The organism is Sphingomonas sp. PP-CE-1G-424, assembly GCF_004341085.1.
In the GTDB taxonomy this organism is placed as follows: Bacteria; Pseudomonadota; Alphaproteobacteria; order Sphingomonadales; family Sphingomonadaceae; genus Sphingomonas.
Map to the genome: position 1 here is coordinate 334,151 of NZ_SLXW01000003.1, position 18,816 is coordinate 352,966.

General features: G+C 66.1%; 12 protein-coding genes and 1 riboswitch. Of the genes, 6 read left to right on the plus strand and 6 right to left on the minus strand.

Features of this window, described 5'->3' with window-relative positions:
• Nucleotides 1–37 precede the first annotated feature (37 nt).
• The 4 genes from C8J43_RS11680 to C8J43_RS11695 all read right to left on the minus strand — a co-directional run bounded on the left by C8J43_RS11680 (nucleotide 38) and on the right by C8J43_RS11695 (nucleotide 6,492).
• Nucleotides 38–2,431: a TonB-dependent receptor gene (locus C8J43_RS11680; protein WP_133031045.1), complete on the minus strand. Its 2,394-nt coding sequence runs from the start codon at nucleotides 2,429–2,431 to the stop codon at nucleotides 38–40.
• 355 nt (nucleotides 2,432–2,786) lie between these two features.
• Nucleotides 2,787–4,271 (minus strand): glycoside hydrolase, encoded by a 1,485-nt coding sequence (locus tag C8J43_RS11685; protein WP_133031046.1) that lies wholly within the window; start codon nucleotides 4,269–4,271, stop codon nucleotides 2,787–2,789.
• Nucleotides 4,268–5,614 (minus strand): glycoside hydrolase family 27 protein, encoded by a 1,347-nt coding sequence (locus C8J43_RS11690; RefSeq protein ID WP_133031047.1) that lies wholly within the window; start codon nucleotides 5,612–5,614, stop codon nucleotides 4,268–4,270. The genes C8J43_RS11685 and C8J43_RS11690 overlap by 4 nt, the downstream gene beginning before the upstream one ends.
• 170 nt (nucleotides 5,615–5,784) lie before the next feature.
• On the minus strand, nucleotides 5,785–6,492 hold the full coding sequence (locus C8J43_RS11695) for a FadR/GntR family transcriptional regulator (protein ID WP_133031048.1): 708 nt from the start codon (nucleotides 6,490–6,492) through the stop codon (nucleotides 5,785–5,787).
• A gap of 203 nt (nucleotides 6,493–6,695) precedes the next feature.
• Here C8J43_RS11695 and C8J43_RS11700 point away from each other — a divergent pair, with 203 nt between their 5' ends.
• The 6 genes from C8J43_RS11700 (at nucleotide 6,696) to C8J43_RS11725 (ending at nucleotide 17,588) form a co-directional block, all read left to right on the plus strand.
• Nucleotides 6,696–9,539 (plus strand): TonB-dependent receptor, encoded by a 2,844-nt coding sequence (locus C8J43_RS11700; protein ID WP_243645551.1) that lies wholly within the window; start codon nucleotides 6,696–6,698, stop codon nucleotides 9,537–9,539.
• Nucleotides 9,540–9,598: 59 nt separating this feature from the next.
• Nucleotides 9,599–10,333, plus strand: coding sequence for a DUF6445 family protein (locus C8J43_RS11705; RefSeq protein WP_133031049.1), 735 nt, complete (start codon nucleotides 9,599–9,601; stop codon nucleotides 10,331–10,333).
• On the plus strand, nucleotides 10,330–11,853 hold the full coding sequence (locus tag C8J43_RS11710; RefSeq protein ID WP_133031050.1) for a tryptophan halogenase family protein: 1,524 nt from the start codon (nucleotides 10,330–10,332) through the stop codon (nucleotides 11,851–11,853). The genes C8J43_RS11705 and C8J43_RS11710 overlap by 4 nt, the downstream gene beginning before the upstream one ends.
• An 84-nt stretch (nucleotides 11,854–11,937) precedes the next feature.
• Nucleotides 11,938–15,138: a glycoside hydrolase family 2 TIM barrel-domain containing protein gene (locus C8J43_RS11715; protein WP_133031439.1), complete on the plus strand. Its 3,201-nt coding sequence runs from the start codon at nucleotides 11,938–11,940 to the stop codon at nucleotides 15,136–15,138.
• A gap of 12 nt (nucleotides 15,139–15,150) precedes the next feature.
• Complete coding sequence (locus tag C8J43_RS11720; RefSeq protein WP_133031440.1) at nucleotides 15,151–16,248, plus strand: glycoside hydrolase family 43 protein; 1,098 nt, start codon at nucleotides 15,151–15,153, stop codon at nucleotides 16,246–16,248.
• Nucleotides 16,245–17,588, plus strand: coding sequence for a family 43 glycosylhydrolase (locus tag C8J43_RS11725; protein ID WP_133031051.1), 1,344 nt, complete (start codon nucleotides 16,245–16,247; stop codon nucleotides 17,586–17,588). Before C8J43_RS11720 ends, C8J43_RS11725 begins: the two co-directional genes overlap by 4 nt.
• Before the next feature lie 69 nt (nucleotides 17,589–17,657).
• Here C8J43_RS11725 and C8J43_RS11730 read toward each other — a convergent pair whose 3' ends face one another.
• A complete protein-coding gene (locus C8J43_RS11730; protein WP_133031052.1) occupies nucleotides 17,658–18,383 on the minus strand; it encodes a CbtA family protein in 726 nt (241 codons plus the stop codon).
• Nucleotides 18,384–18,399: 16 nt separating this feature from the next.
• Entirely contained in the window at nucleotides 18,400–18,627 is a 228-nt protein-coding gene (locus C8J43_RS11735; RefSeq protein ID WP_133031053.1) for a CbtB-domain containing protein, read from the minus strand.
• A 53-nt stretch (nucleotides 18,628–18,680) separates the two neighbouring features.
• A riboswitch (cobalamin riboswitch) is annotated at nucleotides 18,681–18,752 on the minus strand.
• Nucleotides 18,753–18,816 lie beyond the last annotated feature (64 nt).

The following is an 18,816-nucleotide window of genomic DNA, read 5'->3' on the forward strand; positions in this document are numbered from 1 at the left end:
GGCGGATCACGCGGCGAACACGTGATCCGCCCGGTTCTCAGAAGCCCTTCTTCAACGAGATGAACACCTGACGCGGGGTGCCGGCGAGTAGCGTCTGGTTGTCGCCGCTGGCGGTGAACCCGTTCGTGCCGACCGTCGAGATATACTTCTTGTCGGTCAGGTTGGTCACGCTGCCGAGGATCGACACGCCGTGTAGCGCACCCTCGCCCTCGAAGCGGTAGCCGATGCTCGCATCGACCAGCACGCGGCCCGGCACCGACTGATCGTTGAGATAGGTGAAGTAGCGCTTGCTCATGTAGTCGGCACCGACCCGACCGGTGAAGCCGGACTGTTCGACGACGATCTCGCCCTTGAGCATGTGCTCGGGGCTATCGACCGCCATTTTGCCATCGGTCGCGACCAGCACCGCGCCGCTCGCCGACAACACGTCGTCGGCGTATTTCGACTTGTTGTACGAGTAGCTGGCGAACAGCGAGAGTGGCGTGAAGATGCGGTAGTTGACCGCGACCTCGGCGCCGTAGGTGTGGACACTGCCGACGTTGTTCAGCGTCGCCGGATTGCCGATGATCCCCGCGCCGTTGGAGAAGCCCAGCAGGCGGTTCGAGAAGTCGATGTAATAGCCGACCGCCGACGCCTGGAATGGGCCTTCGCGGAAACGAAGCCCGCCCTCGGCCGTCTTCGAGCGCTCGGGCTTCAACTGGCCCCGGATCGCGTCGAACCCGGCCTGGGTGGTCGAGAACGGACCGGTCGTCGCGGACGAGACATAGGCGCGGACGTTCTCCTTATAGTCCGCGAACAGTTCGGCACCCGGGGTCAGCTTGAACAGGATCCCGGCCTGTGGCTGGAACCAGTCCTTCGCACTGATCTTGCCGACCGCCAGTGGGGAGGCGGTCGCGGGCAACATGATCGCGCGATTGGTGACGTAGAACCCCTTCCAGCCGGCGTTGAGGACCAGACGGTCGTCGGCAAGGCGGATCGTGTCGCCGACATGATACTGGATCGTGTCGGTGGTGTATTTGCCGTCCCACTGCGTGGCATACGGGTTGCTCTGGAACTCCAGCGTATCGCGGTTCGGCGTGGCGCTGTCGGTCATCCCGTAGAACCGGCGCGCCTGGGTGAAGGTGTTCGTCTCGTACCAGCCGCCCAGTTCGAGCGTATTGGCGCCGCGGACATAGGCGAGGTTGCTGAGCGCACCGCCGCGTTTCATCGCATATTCGGTGGTGCGGAAGCCGAGCGGGCTAGCCGCGGTGATCGGCGTGCCGTCGGCGTTCGCCGCGCCCGCGGGGGTCGGCGAATACGGCGTGATCCACGATCCCTGACCCTTGTTGTCGTGATAATAGCCGGTCGTGCTGAGCGTGAGTTCGGGCGTCAGGTTGGCGTCGAACGTGACGCCGCCGAGATAGTCGCGGCGCAGACCGCCGGCATCGTAATAGGCGTCGTCGACCGTACCGAAGCCGGCCGGGAAGGTCGTGCCGGCGCCGGCCCAGGGTTGCGTCTTTCCGGCCGCGACGGCCGCCTGGTTCTGTGCCACCTTGGCGATCTGCAACGCCAACGGGTAGTTGTCGGCGATGTTGTCGTCGCGCAGCCCGCGGCGGCGGATGATGTCGAGACTGAGATCCTGATAATCCTGCTCGCGGCGATCCGAGAAGTTGAGGAACGCCGTCAGCGAGCCGAGGCTGCCCAGATCCTTGACGATCTTGCCGTTCGCCTGGTGCTGGCGCTGGACGCCGTCGCCCTTCCACTTGTCGGTCGAGAGAAAGCCGTAGCTCAAATAGCCTTTCAGACCGCTGCCGAGATCGCCGCTGTCGATGCGGGCGAAGGCGCGGTAGGTGTTGTCCGACCCATAGGTGCCGCCGCCGGTTACGTTCATGACGTCGCGCGGCTTGTCGCTGAAGAACTCGATCGTGCCGCCGAGATTGCTGGTCGAGGCGGTGCCGAGCGCGCCGGCGCCCTGCGCGACGTCGGTGCGCGCGACGTTCTCGGAGATGATCGCGCGGCTGATGTGCAGGCCGTTGACGTTGCCGTAGCTCATGTCGCCGAGCGGCACGCCGTCGAGCGTGAAGCCGAGCTGGTTCTGGTTGAACCCGCGCAGCGAGATGCGGACCGCCCATTCATAGGCGCCAAACGGATCGGCGGCCTGGAAATTGACGCCCGGCAGCTTTTCGATCGCCTTGAGCGGGCTCGAACCCGGCGTCAGGCGCGCGATGTCGGCGGCGTTGACGCTCTGGACCTGGCGGCTCTGGCCGAAGCCGAGCACGACGATGTCCCCGCCCGCGCCGTCCGTTCCAGGTGCCGTTGCCGTCGCCGATGCGTCGGTCGCCAGCGTGGCCGATGGATCGGTGGCGGTCTGTGCCGAGAGCGGTGCGGCGAACGCACACGCTGCGATGGCATATGGGGCGGCGCCCGCGAGCAGGCTGGAAAGACGGTTCATGGTGTGTCCCCAAGCCGCTCTAGTGCAGCTTCGCGTTCGCCATTGCCGTCGGACGTTACGGGCTCGCGACGCTTCGATGACGCTTCGGCGACAATCGTATTTTATCCTGGAAGGGCCGCGGCGGGGGGGCGTCGGCGGCCGGCTAGCTCGGAGCGACGTTTAGTTTGAACGCGCTTTTCTCCGTCGAGCCGACGCGCTTCTTTGTTCTCCCGCGAAGGCGGGAGCCCAGGCTGGATCCCCGCCTTCGCGGGGACACACGTCTTGCTTGCGCGAAAGGAATAGCCATCGAACTTGTCCGGCATGACGGAGAAAGAGCGGATCTAGCCGTTCGAACCGAAGCTTCCTCCGTGCTCGATCAGTCTGCGTCGAACAGCAGGGTCGTCACGGATCTCGGCGCCACATCGATCCTGCCGTCGCGGGGAACGCCGACGCTGACCGCCTGATGGCGCGCATCGGTGACGACGACGTCGCGCAGGGTTGCGTGCGGGAGCGCGACCGCCAGCCGACGCGTGATCGATCCGCCGTTGACGTGGACGAGCACGATCTTGCGTCCATCGGGCGACACCGCGCCGACCGTATCGGGATCGTCGACCGGAACCAGACGATAGCCCGGCCGGATGTAGCGGCTGAACGAGGCCATCGCCCAGTATTTTGGCGAGATCCGGATCGGATGTGGCGCTGACGGTGCGGCGGCGAGGTCCATCTTGACGAGCCCCCAGTTCGACCCGGGCTTGCCGTCCTTCGCACTGAGATTTTCGACCGCCTGCCAGAACACCCAGGCCGCGGGCTCCAGTCGTTTGAGATCGCCGACGACATGCTCGGCAAACGCTAGAGCCGAGGCCATGTCGGTGAAGGATTCGGGATCCTTGTCGAGCGGTGTGTCGTCTTCGCTCATCCACAACCGGATACCCGACGCGCGGGCGATATCGCGCACCGCGGTCTGGTGAACGGTGCCATAGCTGTGGACGTTGAGTTGGCCGATCCGGGCGCGGGTCGCGGCTGGATATCCGGCCCAATCGGTCACGAAGAGGTGCGAATTCGTCTCGTCCGGGGCGGCGATCCGGGTCTTCAGCCCCGCCGCCTTCAGCGCGTCGTCGGAGGCATCGATCATCGCCGCCTGGCGCGCGGGCGACCAGTGCGCGCCCTCCTGCGTGTTCGCTGCGAACCAATAATCGGTGTTGGGCTCGTTTACCGGCGACAGCGTGCGGAAGCGGATGTGATGGCGGCGCTCGAGTTCGCCGACGACGCGCGCGAGATACTGGGCGAACGGGCGCTCCTGTCCGGCGCGAAGATTGTCGTCGGTGCCTTTGACCGCGCCGGAGACTTTGCCGCTGACCGTCATGAACCAGGGGGGCGAGTTGGAGAACGCCTCGAAGATCGGAGACGGCACGCGGCGGCGGATCGCGTCGAGCCACCAGCGCTGATTGGCATCCGCGGACCAGTTCCACATCGCCGGATCGTCGGGCCGCCACCAGTCGTTGCCGACGGCGCCTGCCGGTTGGCGCCAGAACCCCGGCACCGCCGCGCCGGTGCGGAGATAGGGCTTCGTCGTTGCGGCATTACCGCCGCCGATATTATACCGTGCGATCGTCCAGCCGAGGCCGTCCTTGCCGTAGAACAGGTCGGCAAGCCGCTCGCGCGTCGCATCGGGATAGCCCCCGGTGACGTTGGCGAACCAAGCGAGCGCGGTACCCCAGCCTTCGAACTCTGTTCCGGGGCGATCGACCGCGGGCCGGATCGTCAGCGCGACGTTCGGCTCGGCGGATGGTGGGGACGATACGGTTTGAGCGGCAAGCGGCGTCGCGACCAGCGCGAGGCCTGCGATCAGGTGGCGGATCATGCCGCGGTCAACCGGTACAGCCCGGCGCCGTGGGACGGCAGTCTCCGCGTGATGCGCGTTTTGGCGACGCCCGTATCGGTGCGGGTCCAGAGATCGCGGACCTTGGCGGCGCCGGCGATCCCGAGCATCGTGAGATCGACCGAAACGTCGCGTGCTGCCTTGCCGGTATTGAACAGCGCGAGATAGGTGCCCGCACCGGCGGCAGGACGCGCCGACCAGACGCGCGTGTCGTCCGCGACGAAATGCGGCTGGTTGTCGCGGCTTGCCTGGTTGACCGCGAGCACTTCGGGATTGGTGAGCAACGCCAGCGTTGGCGCGTCGAGATGACGCAGGTCGCCGCCCATGATCAGCGGCGACCGTGCGATCGACCAGAGCGTCATCAGCGTACGCTGTTCGTCGGGCGTGAACTTGGTATCGCGTTCGCCGAGCGACAGGCGACCGAGCGGGAGCATGTCGGCATCGGGCCAGCCGCCGATCCGCCGGTGCGCGTTCCAGTTTTCGAGCCGGGTGAACTGCGCCTCCAGCATCGGCCAGCTGTCCCAGAAATCATCGGAAATCCGCCACATCTGCGCATGTCGCGCGACGTGATCGGCGCGCGGCACGGGCGTTTCGCCGGGCGACAGGCTTAATATGATCGGACGGCCGGTCTTGCGGATCGCGGTGGCGGCGGCCTCGATCTCGGGGGCGTGTGCATCATAGGGGCGGCTCATGTCGTCCATCTTGACGAAATCGACGCCCCAGGATGCGAACAGTGCGAACACGCTGTCGTAATAGGCCTGCGCGCCGGGTTTGGTCATGTCGACGCCGTACATGTCGGGGTTCCACGAGCAGATGCTCGACGTATCGGCGATCGCGCGCGCGGTGGTCTTCGTGCCGAGTATGGGCAGGTCGCGCTCGACCGCCAGCCGGGGGATGCCGCGCATCAGGTGGACGCCGAAGCGTAATCCCAGCGCGTGCACCGTGTCGGCGAGTTTGCGGAATCCCTTGCCGTCGGCACTCGACGGAAAGCGGTTGGGGGCGGGGATCAGCCGTCCATGGGCGTCGAGGCTCGGTTTTGGGGCGGCGTTGTACGTGTAGCTCTTGGCCTCGGGCTCGTACCACTGGATGTCGACGGTGAAGATGTCGTAGCCCGACGGGAGCAAGGTGCGCGCCATGATCCGTGCGGTCTCGATCGCCTGCGCCTCGGTGATCGTCGTCGCGAAGCTGTTCCAGCTGTTCCAGCCCATCGGCGGGGTCGGCGCGAGCGTCGGTCCTGCGGCCTTGGCGGCGAGGGGGGCTGGAGCGAGCGAGGCGAGGCCAAGTCCAGCGCTGCCGGACAGCATCGTGCGGCGCGTAATCGTCATGCTCTCGTCTCCCGTTCGCAGGTCGCGCGCTACTGGCTGCGATCCTTTTCATGACTTGTCAGACTAGTGCGTCGATCGGGAAGGTCAACGTGGTCGCGCGTATCTATGGAATGCGATGGCTCAAGGTCGGCGTGAAGCCGGGAACGGCTCTTCACGCGACTCGCTTGGGATCAGTTGCGCAAAGACAATTCGGTATCCGCCTGGGCCTGCGCGATCAGCGCCATCGTTGCGGCCCGCGCACCCGCGGGATCGCTTTCGGCGATGGCGTCGAACAACGCACGGTGCTGCGGCATCGAGTCGCTTGGTTTGCGGGTCTGGCGATGCTTGAAGATCGTCGTCCACCGCACGGCGGCGCCGATGCTGCCCGCCAGACTGACCAGCAGCTCGTTTTGCGTCGCCTCTAGGATGACGTGGTGGAAGGTCTGGTCCGCCGCCTGGCCGATCGGGCTGGCGAGACCGTGTTCCTGCATCTGCTCCAGGGCATGACCCATCCGCGACACATGGCGCGAGGTCCGCAGTGCGGCGGCGAACTCGGCGGCGGCGGGTTCGACGATCAGGCGGAGCTGGAACAGGCTGTGGACGAAGCCGACCGCGGGTTCGCCCTCGAACATCCAGGCGAGCACGTCGGGATCGAGTAGATTCCACGAGGCACGCTCGCGGATCCGGGTGCCGGCCTTTGGCTTGCTCTCGAGCAGGCCCTTGGCGCTGAGCATCCGCAACGCCTCGCGGACGAGGCTGCGCGAGACGCCGCGCTGGATCGCGATCTCGTGCTCGCCGGGAAGCACCGATCCGACCGGGTGCACGCCGGTGACGATCGCAATCCCGAGCTCGCGCGCCAATTGCGTGTGCGAGGGCCGTCCCCGTGGTGCGTCAACCATGTCCATCCATCCCCGTTACGCTGTGTCGCACGCTTCGTCACGACACAGCCACCGTTGGTGGCGTGTCGCAACTGCGATGACGCATCGTACAAAAAATAGCACTTGTCCTACAATACCAAGTTGGTAATAAGTCAGACAATAGACCGACAAGCAGGGTTCCGGCCCTCGACGTGGCGGCAACATATTGATGGGGAGGATCGTTCATGGTTCCGTTTCGTACGCGCATGCTGATTGGCGGATCGCTGGTCGTAATCGCGGGCATCGCGATGCCTGCCGCCACGCCGGCGTTCGCGCAGACTGCCCCTGCGCCCGTGCCGCCGCCGGTTCCCGCGCAGACCTCCGCCGACCAGCAGCGTGGCACGCTGAACGCCGACCAGGCCGCCGCGCAGGGCGTCTCGAACGACGACATCGTCGTGACCGGCGTTCGTGAGAGCCTTCGGTCCGCTCAGGCGATCAAGCGCCAATCCGACCAGATCGTCGACTCGGTCAACGCACAGGATATCGGCAAGCTTCCCGATGCGAACACGGTCGAGGCGTTGCAGCGGATCACCGGCGTCCAGATCCAGCGCCGCTACGGCGAAGGCGCGACCGATTTCGATCACCGCACGCAGCCGGCGATCACCGTCCGCGGTCTGACGCAGGTCAGCAATTTCATCGACGGGCGCGCGGCGATCTCCGCGTCGGGTGGTCGCACACTCGACCTCGAAGCGGTGCCGCCCGAATTGCTGTCGGGTATCGACGTGTTCAAGAACCCGCCTTCGTCGACGATCGAGGGTGATGTCGCCGGCGTCGTCAACATCCGCACGCGCCTGCCGTTCGATTCGCCGGGCCAGTTGGTCAGCGCCACGCTGAAGGGCAACTATTACGACCGTGCCGACAAGTTCGGCGGGTCGGGATCGGCGCTGTATAGCAACCGCTTCCAGACCGGCGTCGGCGAGATGGGCATCCTGCTCAACGCCAGTTATGCGAAGAGCGCCTATCGCCAGGACGCGTTGCTGATCGGCCAGTTCGGCCCCGTCCCGAAGCCCAGCAATATTCCCGGCGCCCCCGCCAATGCGCAGGTGCCGTTCGGCGAGCAGATCTATGACGATGGCGGCAACCGCAATCGACTAGGCATCGCCGGCGCGTTTCAGTGGCAGGCCGCGCCCAACTTCCTGTTGACGGCGCAGGCGCTCTACTCGCGGTACAAGTTCGCCCGTAAGGGCAAATACTATTACTTCAACAACAACGGCAATACGGCAACGACGCCGACCGACGGCGCGGCGTTCACGTTCGATTCGGCCGGCTATGCGACGTCGGGTTCGCTGTCGAACCAGGTGTTCGAATCCGCGCGGTACGATCAGGATCTGACGAACACCACGGGCAACTATACGCTGAATGCGAAGTGGGATGTCACCGACCGGCTGCACATGAAGTTCGATGCGCAATATCTGAAGTCGTCGTACGATGCCGATCGCAACGGGTTCGTCGTCTCGCTGTACGACCAGACCGGGCAGACCCCGTATTCGGCCAAGAACCAGAGCATCGTCGATTTCGATCTGCGCGGATCTCGTCCGGTGTGGAACGTGCGCAACCCCGCGTTGCTGTCGGATCCGAACAACTATGCCTTCACCTACATCGCGGATTCGATCACGCGGAACGATGCCGATCAGCTCGCGCTGCAATACGACCTCGAATATGATGTCGAAGGCAGCGTGCTGCAAAAGCTGCGCGTTGGCGCGCGGTATGCCGACAGCACCGTCGACCTGCGTGGCACGTGGAATGCCTATTGCCTGCTGCCGACTGGTCCCAATCCAAGCTGCCAGTCCGCCGCGGGGATCCCCTTCGTTCCGGTTTCCGCGCATCCCGAATTGACGATGGGCGGGCCTTCGAAAAACTTCTTCGATGGCAAGACGCTGCCGGGTGGGATCGTCTATCCGAGCTTTGCCGCGGGCAGCGGATTGTTTGACAGCATCACGAAGACCGAAGCGCTGTTCGGCGGCACGTCGAAGACCGCGTTCACCCCGGGCGACCTCAATCACCAGACCGAGCGCAGCGTCGCCGGGTACGTGATGGCGGACTACGAGACCGCGATCGCCGGGCTCAAGATCGACGGTACCGCGGGCGTGCGCGTGGTGCAGACCAAGACCGGGTCGCAGGGGACGGTCTTCAACAGCGACGGGACGCTCGCGCCGCTCGAGGTGAACCGCCAGTACACCAAGGCGCTGCCGAGCTTCAATTTGCGCGCGCATCTGACCGAGAAGCTGCAGGCGCGTTTCGCGTTCAGCAAATCGTTCGCGCGGCCGAATTTCGATCAGCTGTCGACCAACGTCACGCTCAACGCGGCGACGGTCGTTAGCCCGATCACGGGTCGACCCAGCGGTGGCTCGGGCAATCCGTATCTGAAGCCGATCACCTCGACCAATTTCGACGGCACGCTCGAATGGTATTTCGCGCCGACTGGCTCGTTCACGTTCGGGGCGTTCTACAAGAAGGTCGACGGGTTCCTCGCGGGCGGCACGGTCGTCCAGACGTTCAACGGCACCGCCTACGACATCGGCACGACGGTCAATACGGGCAAGGGTAACATCAAGGGCTTCGAGACCGCCTATCAGCAGTTCTTCGATTTCCTGCCGGGCGCGTTGAAGGGCCTCGGAATCCAGGCCAACTACACCTTCGTCGACAGCAGCGTCTCGAACCCGTTTGCGACAACCGGGTCGGCGATCCCGACGCAGGTGCCGCTCGAGAAGCTGTCGAAGCACAGCTACAATCTGGTCGGATTGTACGAGAAGGGGCCGATCACTGCGCGTTTGGCGTGGAGCTGGCGCGGCAAGTATCTCGACACCACGTCGGGCAGCGGCGCCAATGGCATACCGCAGTTCCAGAAGCCCTATGCCTCGCTCGACAGCTCGATCAGCTACAACATCAACGAACATTTCGCCTTCTCGGTGGATGCGGTGAACCTGACCAACCGGATGAACGTGACGTACATCGGCACGACCAGCCAGCCGCTGCAATACACGCTCAACGATCGCCGCTTCGGCTTCTCGTTGCGCGCCACCTACTGATCTTCCCGTCCCCCTCTGCCGGCGTGGCGTTCCCCTGCCACGCCGGTATTTTTTCGGATATGAATTCGGTCATGACGATCCAGCAAAGGACCGCGGACCACACCGTGTCGGTCCAGTATATCGGTAACGAGCGCGAACCCGTGGTCGTCGTCGATCGCGCGTTCGGAAACATCGACGCCCTGGTCGACTATGCCGCTACACGCTCGACATTCGCGGGCGCGGCGTCGGTCGGTATCGGCTATCCGGGGCTGCTCGGGCCTGCTCCTGCCGACTATATCGACCGGATGGTGCGCCTCGTGCTGCCGTTGATCGCGGAGTATTTCGGTGTCGGCGCTGTGATGCCGGTGCGGGCGCGCGGCAATTTCTCGCTCGTGACGACCGATCCTTCCGCACTGACGCCCGATCAGCGCGTGCCGCACGTCGACGCGGTCGACCGGCTTCAGTTCGCGACGGTGCATTATCTGTGCGGCGAACGGCACGGCGGCACGGGCTTCTTTCGCCACCGCGCTACCGGGTTCGAAACCGTCGATGCGGCGCGGGCGGCGGGCTATCAGGCCACGCTCGACTCCGAGATGGTCGACCCGGCCAACCTCCCCACCGGCTATCCGGTTGCGATCGACGATCCGCTGTTCGCGCGGATTCATGAGGTTGCGGCCAAGCCAGACCGGCTGATCTTGTACCGGGCCGCGCTTTTGCATTCGGGGCTGATCGACACGGTCGATGCCGCCGCGGCGGATCCGCGACGCGGGCGCCTCACCGGCAATCTCTTTCTCACGGGCCGGACTGCGGCATGAGCGACAGGGCGCTGCGCAGCATCGCGATCATCGGGGGCGGTACCGCAGGATGGATGGCGGCGGCCGCGTTGGCGCGGGTACTCGGCACGCACAATGTCGCGATCACGCTCGTCGAATCCGAGGAGATCGGCACCGTCGGCGTCGGCGAGGCGACGATCCCGCCGATCCAGGCGTTCAACGCGCTGCTCGGGATCGACGAGGATGCCTTCGTCAAGGCGACGATGGGCAGCTTCAAGCTCGGGATCGAGTTCGTCGACTGGCTGCGACCGGGCACGCGGTATTTCCATCCCTTCGGCGTCTACGGCACCGATATCGGCGCGGTCCCGTTCGAAGGACTGTGGCACCGGCTGCGCACGCAAGGTCTGGCCGATCCGCTGGAGGCGTACTCGATCTGCGCACAGGCGGCGAAGGACGGGCGGTTCATGCGGCCGCTGGCCGATGGCGGGAACACGCCGTTGCACCGGATCGGCTATGCATTCCACTTCGATGCGTCGCTGTATGCGCGGTTTCTCCGCACGCATGCCGAAGCGGCCGGCGTCGTGCGGCGCGAAGGGCGCGTCGTCGACGTGTCGCTGAGGGCAGCCGATGGGTTTGTCGAAGCGGTCACGTTGGCATCGGGCGCGCGGATCGAGGCGGACCTGTTCGTCGACTGCTCGGGATTCCGATCGCTGTTGTTGGGCGAAACGCTCGGCACTGGCTTCGAAGACTGGTCGCACTGGCTGCCCAACGATCGGGCGATCGCCGTGCCGACTGCGTCGAACGGTCCCCCGACGCCGTTTACCCGGTCGACCGCACGTGCCGCGGGCTGGCAGTGGCGGATCCCGCTGCAACACCGCACCGGCAATGGCTATGTGTTCTCCAGCGCTCATCTGTCGGAGGACGAGGCGACCGCGACCTTGTTTGCCAACCTCGACGGAGAGCCGCTTGCGGATCCCCGGACGCTGCGGTTTCGCACCGGGCGGCGCGATGCATTCTGGGTCAAGAACTGCGTCGGGCTCGGCCTGTCGAGCGGGTTCCTCGAGCCGCTCGAATCGACCAGCATCCATCTGATCCAGGCCGGGATCGCGCGGTTGCTGGAGATGCTGCCGAACCGCGATTTCGAGGCGGCCGACATCCGCCGGTACAACCGCCTGATGACCGCGGAATATGACAGCATCCGCGACTTCATCATCCTCCATTTCCACGCGACCGAGCGTGCCGACACGCCCTATTGGGATCACGTCCGGACGATGGCGGTTCCCGAGACGCTCGCCGAACGTATCCGGATCTACCAGGCGACCGGACGCGTGTTCCGCGAGTCCGACGACCTGTTCAGCAAGACGAGCTGGCTGGCGGTGATGGACGGGCAGGGGCTTCGCGCCGAGGGGTGCGATCCGCTCGCGGCAAGTCTGTCGGTCGACGACGCGCAGGCCCGGCTGGCGCGGATCGCCGCGGTGACCGCGGCGGCCGCGGCGCGGATGCCGCCGCACGCAGAATTTATCGCGCGTCATTGCGCCGGCGCGATTGCGTCGCGGACGTAAACCGATAATGTCCGACAAATAAGGTGCGAATGCATCATACAGGAGGAACGGGTGAAGGTTTCGAGCATAGTGATCGGCGCGAGCATGCTGGCGTTGACCGCCGGTGTCGCCGCGCAGGACGCGCCGCGGGTCCAGCCGGTGCAGATCGATGCGGCGCGCCCCGACTGGGAAAACCCCGCGGTCTTCGCGCGCAACAAGATGCCCGCGTCCGCCACCAGCTTTCCGTTCGAGACGCGCGCCGCCGCGATGGCGGGCGATCCGGCTAAATCTGCGCGGTTTCTCAGCCTCGACGGACTGTGGAAGTTCGCGCTGTCGCCATCGTCGGATGCCGTGCCTGCCGGGTTCGAACAACCGGCCTACGACGTATCGCGCTGGGTCGATATCAAGGTCCCGGCGGACTGGCAGGCCGAGGGCCATGATCAGGCGCGGTATTTCAATATCACCTATCCATTTCCGGCCAACCGCCCGCTGATACCGCATGCGACCAACCCGGTCGGGTCGTACCGGCGCGACGTGACGCTGCCCGCGGGCTGGACGGGGCAGGACGTGATCCTTCACATCGGTGCGGCGGGTTCGGCGTACGACGTGTGGGTGAACGGCAAGAAGGTCGGCTATTCGGAGGATTCGAAGCTGCCGAGCGAGTTCGACGTCACGAAGGTCATGACCGCGGGGCGCAACGTCGTCGCGATCCAGATCCATCGCTGGTCCGACGGGTCCTATCTGGAGGATCAGGATTTCTGGCGCGTGTCGGGGATCGAGCGCGAAGTCTATCTGATGGCGGCGCCCAAGGCGCGCATCCGCGACCTGTTCGTTCATGCCGGGCTCGATGCGGCGTACCGCGACGGCGTGCTGTCGACCGAGATCGCGGTCACGCCCGCGACGACCGCACTGACCGCGCGGATGACGCTGATGGACGGCAATCGCACGCTGTTGACGAAGGCCGTGCGGGTCGCGCCGGGGACGGCGGAACGGACCGTGACGCTCGGTGGCACGATACCGGGCGTAAAGCCGTGGTCGGCCGAGACGCCCAATCTCTACACGCTGCTCGTCGAACTGGTCGGTGCCGATGGCAAAATCGTCCAGGCGACGCCGCAGCGGATCGGTTTCCGCACCGTCGAGATGAAGAACGGGCTGGTCAGCGTCAACGGCAAGCCGATCATCATTCGCGGCGTCAACCGCCACGAGCATGATCCCGAGACGTTCCACGTCATCTCCGAAGCGTCGATGCGCCGCGATATCGAACTGATGAAGCGCAACAACGTCAACGCGGTGCGGACGTCGCATTACCCGAACGATCCGCGCTGGTACGCGCTGGCGGACGAATACGGCCTGTACGTGATGGACGAGGCCAATATCGAGAGCCACGCGTACATGGATTACGCGAACAAGCATCCCGAACAGCGCGCCGCGATGCAGGTCGGGTTCGATCCGGCGTGGAAGGACGCGCATGTCAGCCGCGTCGCCAACATGGTCGAGCGCGACAAGAACCATCCGTCGATCATCTTCTGGTCGATGGGGAACGAGGCCGGGATCGGGCCCAACTTCGCCGCCGCCGCGACTGCCGCGAAGACACGCGATCCCGGCCGGTTGATCAGCTATCTGGGCTGGGGCACCTGGGACGGGGTCAGCGATCACCGGCCCAACTGGTATGCCGACATCTATGCGCCGATGTACGACAGCGCCGAGAAGATGGCCGACTACGCGACCAACTGGAACTTCAAACAGCCGATGATCCAGTGCGAATACGGGCACATGATGGGCAATTCGGGCGGCGATCTCGCCGAATATTGGGACACGATCTACGCGCATCCCGACAAGTTGCAGGGCGGGTTCGTGTGGGACTGGGTCGACCAGTCGATGTACCGCCATACCAAGGACGGTCGCCGCTATTGGGGCGACGGCAGCGAATATGGTCCGAACCCCGGCGGCGAGATCGAGTTCGGCGATGGCCTGCTCCAGTCCGATCGCACGCCCAACCCGGCGCTCTACGAGATCGACAAGGTCTATGCGCCGATCCGGTTCGAGGCGTTCGACGCTGCGACCGGGACGGTCACGGTGCGCAACCGGCATGACTTCCGCGACCTGTCGGGCTTTACGTTCGACTGGGAGGTCGAGGAGGACGGCGTGCCGATCGCGCATGGTGCGCTGCCGCCGATGACGACCGCCGCGCATGCCACGCAGGCGGTGGCGCTCCCGCTCGGGCCGATCGTGCGCAAGCCGGGCTCGGAATATTTCGTGACGGTGCGCGCGACGGCGAAGGCCGATGCGGTCCCGCTCGTGCCGGCCGGGCATGTGGTGAGTTGGGAGCAGTTCCCGATGGGCGGTGCGGCCGCGATTGCCGCTGCACCGGCCGCAGGCTCCGACGTCGGGGTGAAGGACGCAGGCGGCGCGATCACGCTGTCGGCTGGCACGGCGGCGCTCGCGATCGACCGCAAGACCGGCCTCGTCCGCAGCTACGCGCGAGACGGCGTTCTGCTCGCGAGTGGGGGCGCGCCGCATTTCTGGCGCGCGGTGACCGACAACGATATCGGCATCGGCACCGACAAGCAGCTGGCGGTCTGGAAGAGCATGAGCGAGACGCGGACGGTGCGCAGCGTTACCCGCGGCAAGGCTGCGGATGGTGCCGCGACGGTGCGGATCGAGTATGGCCTGGGCGACGGCGCGGCCGGGTTCGTGACGACCTATGCGATGGCGCGCGACGGCAGCGTCTCGGTCGAGGGCCAGCTTACCCCGCTCAAGACCGACCTGCCGCCGCCGTTCCGCGTCGGGCTGGCGTTCGCGATGCCGACCGACATCAAGACCGTCGAATGGTATGGGCGGGGCCCGCACGAGAGCTATGTCGATCGCAAGACCTCGGCACCGATCGGGCTGTGGCGCGGCGCGATCGCGGCGCAGAACCACGACTATATCCGCCCGCAGGAGACCGGCAACAAGGTCGACGTCCGCTGGATGGAACTGAGCGGTGCCGGGCGCGGGCTTCGCGTCAGCGGCGAGACGCCGCTGATGATCAACGCGCTCGCCTTCCCCTATGCCGATCTCGATCGTCACGTGCTGGGGACGTGGAAGAGCACCGACGTCGTGCCGCACGGCCAGGTGACATTGCTGATCGATGGCGCGCAATGGGGTGTCGGCGGCGATACGCAGTGGAGCGAGGTCGGCAAGCCGCTCCCCCAATACCGCGTGCCGCTGGCACCGACGCGCGTCGCCTTCCGCCTTGCGCCGTTTGCCGGCGAGGGGACGACGCCCGCCAGGGCGCGCCCCGCCACCGCGACTTCTGAGGAATAGGTGAGGACCAGGATGGAGCCGACCCGGCGCAGTCTGATCGTTGGCGGGGCCGCCACGCTGGCGGCCGCCTCGGTTCCGGCCTTAGCGCGTGCGCCCGCTCACGCGTTCACACCGGGCGCGCTGTGGCCGGACGATCGCGGCGTCCACGTGAACGCGCATGGCGGCGGACTGCTGCGGCAGGGCGATCGCTGGTACTGGTTCGGCGAGCACAAGACGGCGGGCGAAGGCGGCAACGTCGCGCAGGTCGGCGTCCACGTCTACAGTTCGGCGAACCTGTACGATTGGCGCGACGAGGGTATCGCACTCGCCGTCTCGGACGATCCGAAGAGCGATATCGTCCGCGGCTGCGTGATCGAGCGGCCCAAGGTGTTGCGTGATCCGGTGTCGGGGCGGTTCGTGATGTGGTTCCACCTCGAACTGAAGGGGCAGGGCTATGCCGCGGCGCGCGCCGGCGTCGCGGTCGCCGACCGGGTAACCGGGCCGTACCGCTTTCTGCGCTCCGGCCGCGTCGATCCTGGGCAGTGGCCGGTCAACGTGACCGACGCGGACAAAGCTGACACCGGCAGCCATCTCGTCCGCGACCGGCCGGGCGGGCAGATGGCGCGCGACATGACGCTTTTCGTCGATGCCGAGGGCACCGCGTGGCACGTCTATGCGTCGGAAGAAAACCGTACTCTGCAGGCGGCGCGGCTGCGACCCGATCTGACCGCGCATGACGGGCGCTATTGGCGGCTTCTCCCTGGCGGCGCGAACGAGGCACCGGCGATTTTTCGTGCGCGCGGGCGCTATTACATGGTCACCTCGGGACTGACCGGTTGGGCGCCAAATCCCGCCCGGTCGTTCGTCGCCGACCGGATCGAAGGACCGTGGACCTCGCTCGGCAACCCGGTGCGCGGCACGCCCGAGCAGGTCGCGACGACCTTCGGCGGGCAAAGCACCTTCGTCCTGCCGCTCCCCGACAAGACCGGGCGTGAGCGGTTCGTGTTCATGGCGGATATCTGGCGTCCGAAGAACGCGATCGACGGCCGCTATGTCTGGCTGCCGATCGAGTGGGAAGGCGACCGGCCGATCCTGCGCTGGCGCGATCGCTGGACTCTGGAGGATTTATGATCCGCATCGCTCTGCTCGCCGCCGCCGCGCTGCTCGTCGCCGCCGATGCTCCGCCGCGCTGGGACACGGCCAGCGACCGCAATCCCTTGCTGCCCGGCTATTTCGCGGACCCCTCGATCGTCCACGACAAGGGCCGCTGGTACATCTTCGCGACGATCGACCCGTGGGGCGACGACCGCCTCGCGCTCTGGACCTCGACCAATGGTCGCGACTGGAGCTTCTCGACCCCCGCCTGGCCGACCAAGGCTGCCGCGACGAGCCCGAGTTCGGGGGACTCCAAGGTGTGGGCGCCGTCGGTGGTGAAGACGCGCGATGGCCGCTGGTTCATGTACGTCTCGGTCGGCAGCGAGGTCTGGGTCGGTACCGCGCCGTCGCCCGCCGGACCGTGGCGCGACGCGCATGGCGGCAAGCCGCTGATCGCCAAGGCGTTCGACCCCCGCTACCACATGATCGATGCCGAGGCGTTCATCGACGACGACGGGCAGGCCTATCTCTACTGGGGATCGGGGTGGAACTGGACCAACGGGCATTGCTTCGTCGTCAAGCTCAAGCGCGACATGGTGACGTTCGACGGCACGCCGAAGGACGTGACGCCGCCGCATTATTTCGAAGCCCCGTTCATGGTCCGCGCGGGGAAGCATTACGCGCTGACCTATAGCGACGGGAAGACGACCGAAGACACGTACAAGGTGCGGTACGCGATCGGCGAAACCCCGTTCGGGCCGTTCCGCGAGGCCGCCAACAGCCCGATCCTGTCGACCGATCGCGCGCGCGACGTGATCAGTCCGGGGCATCATGCGATCTTCCGGTCGGGCGGGCAGGCGTACATCCTGTATCACCGCCAGGGCCTGCCGTTCCCGCCGCCGGGCGACGCGGTGCTGCGCCAAGTCGCGGTCGATCCGCTGACGATCCACGACGACGGGACGATCGCGACCGTCGTGCCGAGCCACGGCGGGATCGTCGAGGGGTTCGCCGCGCACCGCGACGCGGGGTTGCACTGGACCGCGCGCGGCGAGGGGGCCGATGCGCTGCACGGTCCTGCCCGCGCGGCAGACGACAATTACGCGACGCTGTGGCGCGCCAAGCCGGGGGCGCCCGCGACGCTGGTCGCCGATCTCGGGTCGGTGCGGACGGTGCGCGAGAGCCTTGTGCGGATGGAATATCCGATCCGTCGCTACGCACTGTCGATCGAGTCCTCCGCGGATGGCCGGACCTGGCGCCGCGCGGCGCAGACGACGGCGAGCGGATCGCCGATCGTGCTCCATCACGCCGCACCGACCCGCTATCTGCGGTTGACCGTGCCAACCGGTGCAGGCGTCTGGGAGTGGATTATCCGATGACGAGATACCGGCCGTTGGCGCTGGTTCTCGCACCAATCGGATCGTCAGCGGCATTAGGTTCGATCTCGTCTAACGCCCAGCCATCCCGCGGTTCCGCATCGTACGGTCGATCTGCCAGCCGAAGGCGATCCCGATGACGACGAACAACACCGTCTGCGTGGCGATCGACGCGATCCGGAATTGCCACAGCAGACTCGCGGGGAACGTCGCAGGGACCTCGTCGATCGTCGGCAGGAGCAATTGCAGCGCTGCGACCAGCGCGACATAGCCGACCACACCGCCTAGGATGGCATCGATTGCAGACGATCGCCCGCTCAGGCGTCGCCGTATCCAGACGCCCGCGACTGCGGCCAGGACCGAAAAGCCGAGCATCCCGAAATAGGCGACAGTTCTCAGCCTGACCGTCTCGTGAAGCCCCACCGCGGGCGGCGTCGGGGGGTATTTGAGTGCCGGCACGAGGACGATCACCACGACCGTCGCGAGCGCGAGCAGCAGCGACAGGCTGCGTGGCCCGATCTGCACGACGCGACCGTAGAGAACCGCGAAGACGATCGCGAACAGGCCGCCGAGCGCGGTCCCGTACATCAGCATCGCGGTGTAGAGCCCCGCGGTCTTCTGAACCGTTCGGCTGACGAGTTCCTCGTCCATGCCTGGCATGGCGTGTGCGGCATGGGCCGCTTCGAACGCGATCGCGGCGTCGATCTTGGGTTCGGCGAACACCAGCGCGAAGGTCGCGGCGATCAGGGCGCCGAGGATGCCCGACAGCATCCCGCGCCACAGCATGTGTTTCATCATGGTCTGGGGCCCCGGCTCAGTGGCAGGGGAAGCCCAGCAGATGCCGCCCGTCATGGACGTATTCATGCACGTACATGCCCTGGAACAGCGCATACGCGCCCTGTTCGGTGCTGACAAAATACAGCATGATCAGCGCGATGACGGCGCCGAGCACCGCCCACGGCGCGATCTCGTCGAGCGGAATGCCGGGGGTCGTCCCGATCGCGATATACGGGACCTGCGGGGAAAGCGCGCGTGCGGCCATGATCAGTCTCCTACCGGGATCTCGCGCCCGGCGAACGTTGAGGCGTCGGGCGGGGTCTGGCTCTCGACAGGATGGAACCCGTCGATCACAGTGGCGCGACCGCGCCGGTATCGCACCGGCTTCCCGCCCGGCTCCGATCGCTCTGCTGTGGAGCGACGGGGCAGGGGCGTCAACCGATTTGGAGTTTTG

Coding starts and splice junctions, on each gene's coding strand:
- C8J43_RS11685 (WP_133031046.1), bottom strand. CDS start 4,271: ATGATCCGCCACCTGATCGCAGGCCTCGCGCTGGTCGCGACGCCGCTT.
- C8J43_RS11730 (WP_133031052.1), bottom strand. CDS start 18,383: ATGATGAAACACATGCTGTGGCGCGGGATGCTGTCGGGCATCCTCGGC.
- C8J43_RS11680 (WP_133031045.1), bottom strand. CDS start 2,431: ATGAACCGTCTTTCCAGCCTGCTCGCGGGCGCCGCCCCATATGCCATC.
- C8J43_RS11700 (WP_243645551.1), top strand. CDS start 6,696: ATGGTTCCGTTTCGTACGCGCATGCTGATTGGCGGATCGCTGGTCGTA.
- C8J43_RS11695 (WP_133031048.1), bottom strand. CDS start 6,492: ATGGTTGACGCACCACGGGGACGGCCCTCGCACACGCAATTGGCGCGC.
- C8J43_RS11725 (WP_133031051.1), top strand. CDS start 16,245: ATGATCCGCATCGCTCTGCTCGCCGCCGCCGCGCTGCTCGTCGCCGCC.
- C8J43_RS11720 (WP_133031440.1), top strand. CDS start 15,151: ATGGAGCCGACCCGGCGCAGTCTGATCGTTGGCGGGGCCGCCACGCTG.
- C8J43_RS11715 (WP_133031439.1), top strand. CDS start 11,938: ATGCTGGCGTTGACCGCCGGTGTCGCCGCGCAGGACGCGCCGCGGGTC.
- C8J43_RS11690 (WP_133031047.1), bottom strand. CDS start 5,614: ATGACGATTACGCGCCGCACGATGCTGTCCGGCAGCGCTGGACTTGGC.
- C8J43_RS11710 (WP_133031050.1), top strand. CDS start 10,330: ATGAGCGACAGGGCGCTGCGCAGCATCGCGATCATCGGGGGCGGTACC.
- C8J43_RS11735 (WP_133031053.1), bottom strand. CDS start 18,627: ATGGCCGCACGCGCGCTTTCCCCGCAGGTCCCGTATATCGCGATCGGG.
- C8J43_RS11705 (WP_133031049.1), top strand. CDS start 9,599: ATGAATTCGGTCATGACGATCCAGCAAAGGACCGCGGACCACACCGTG.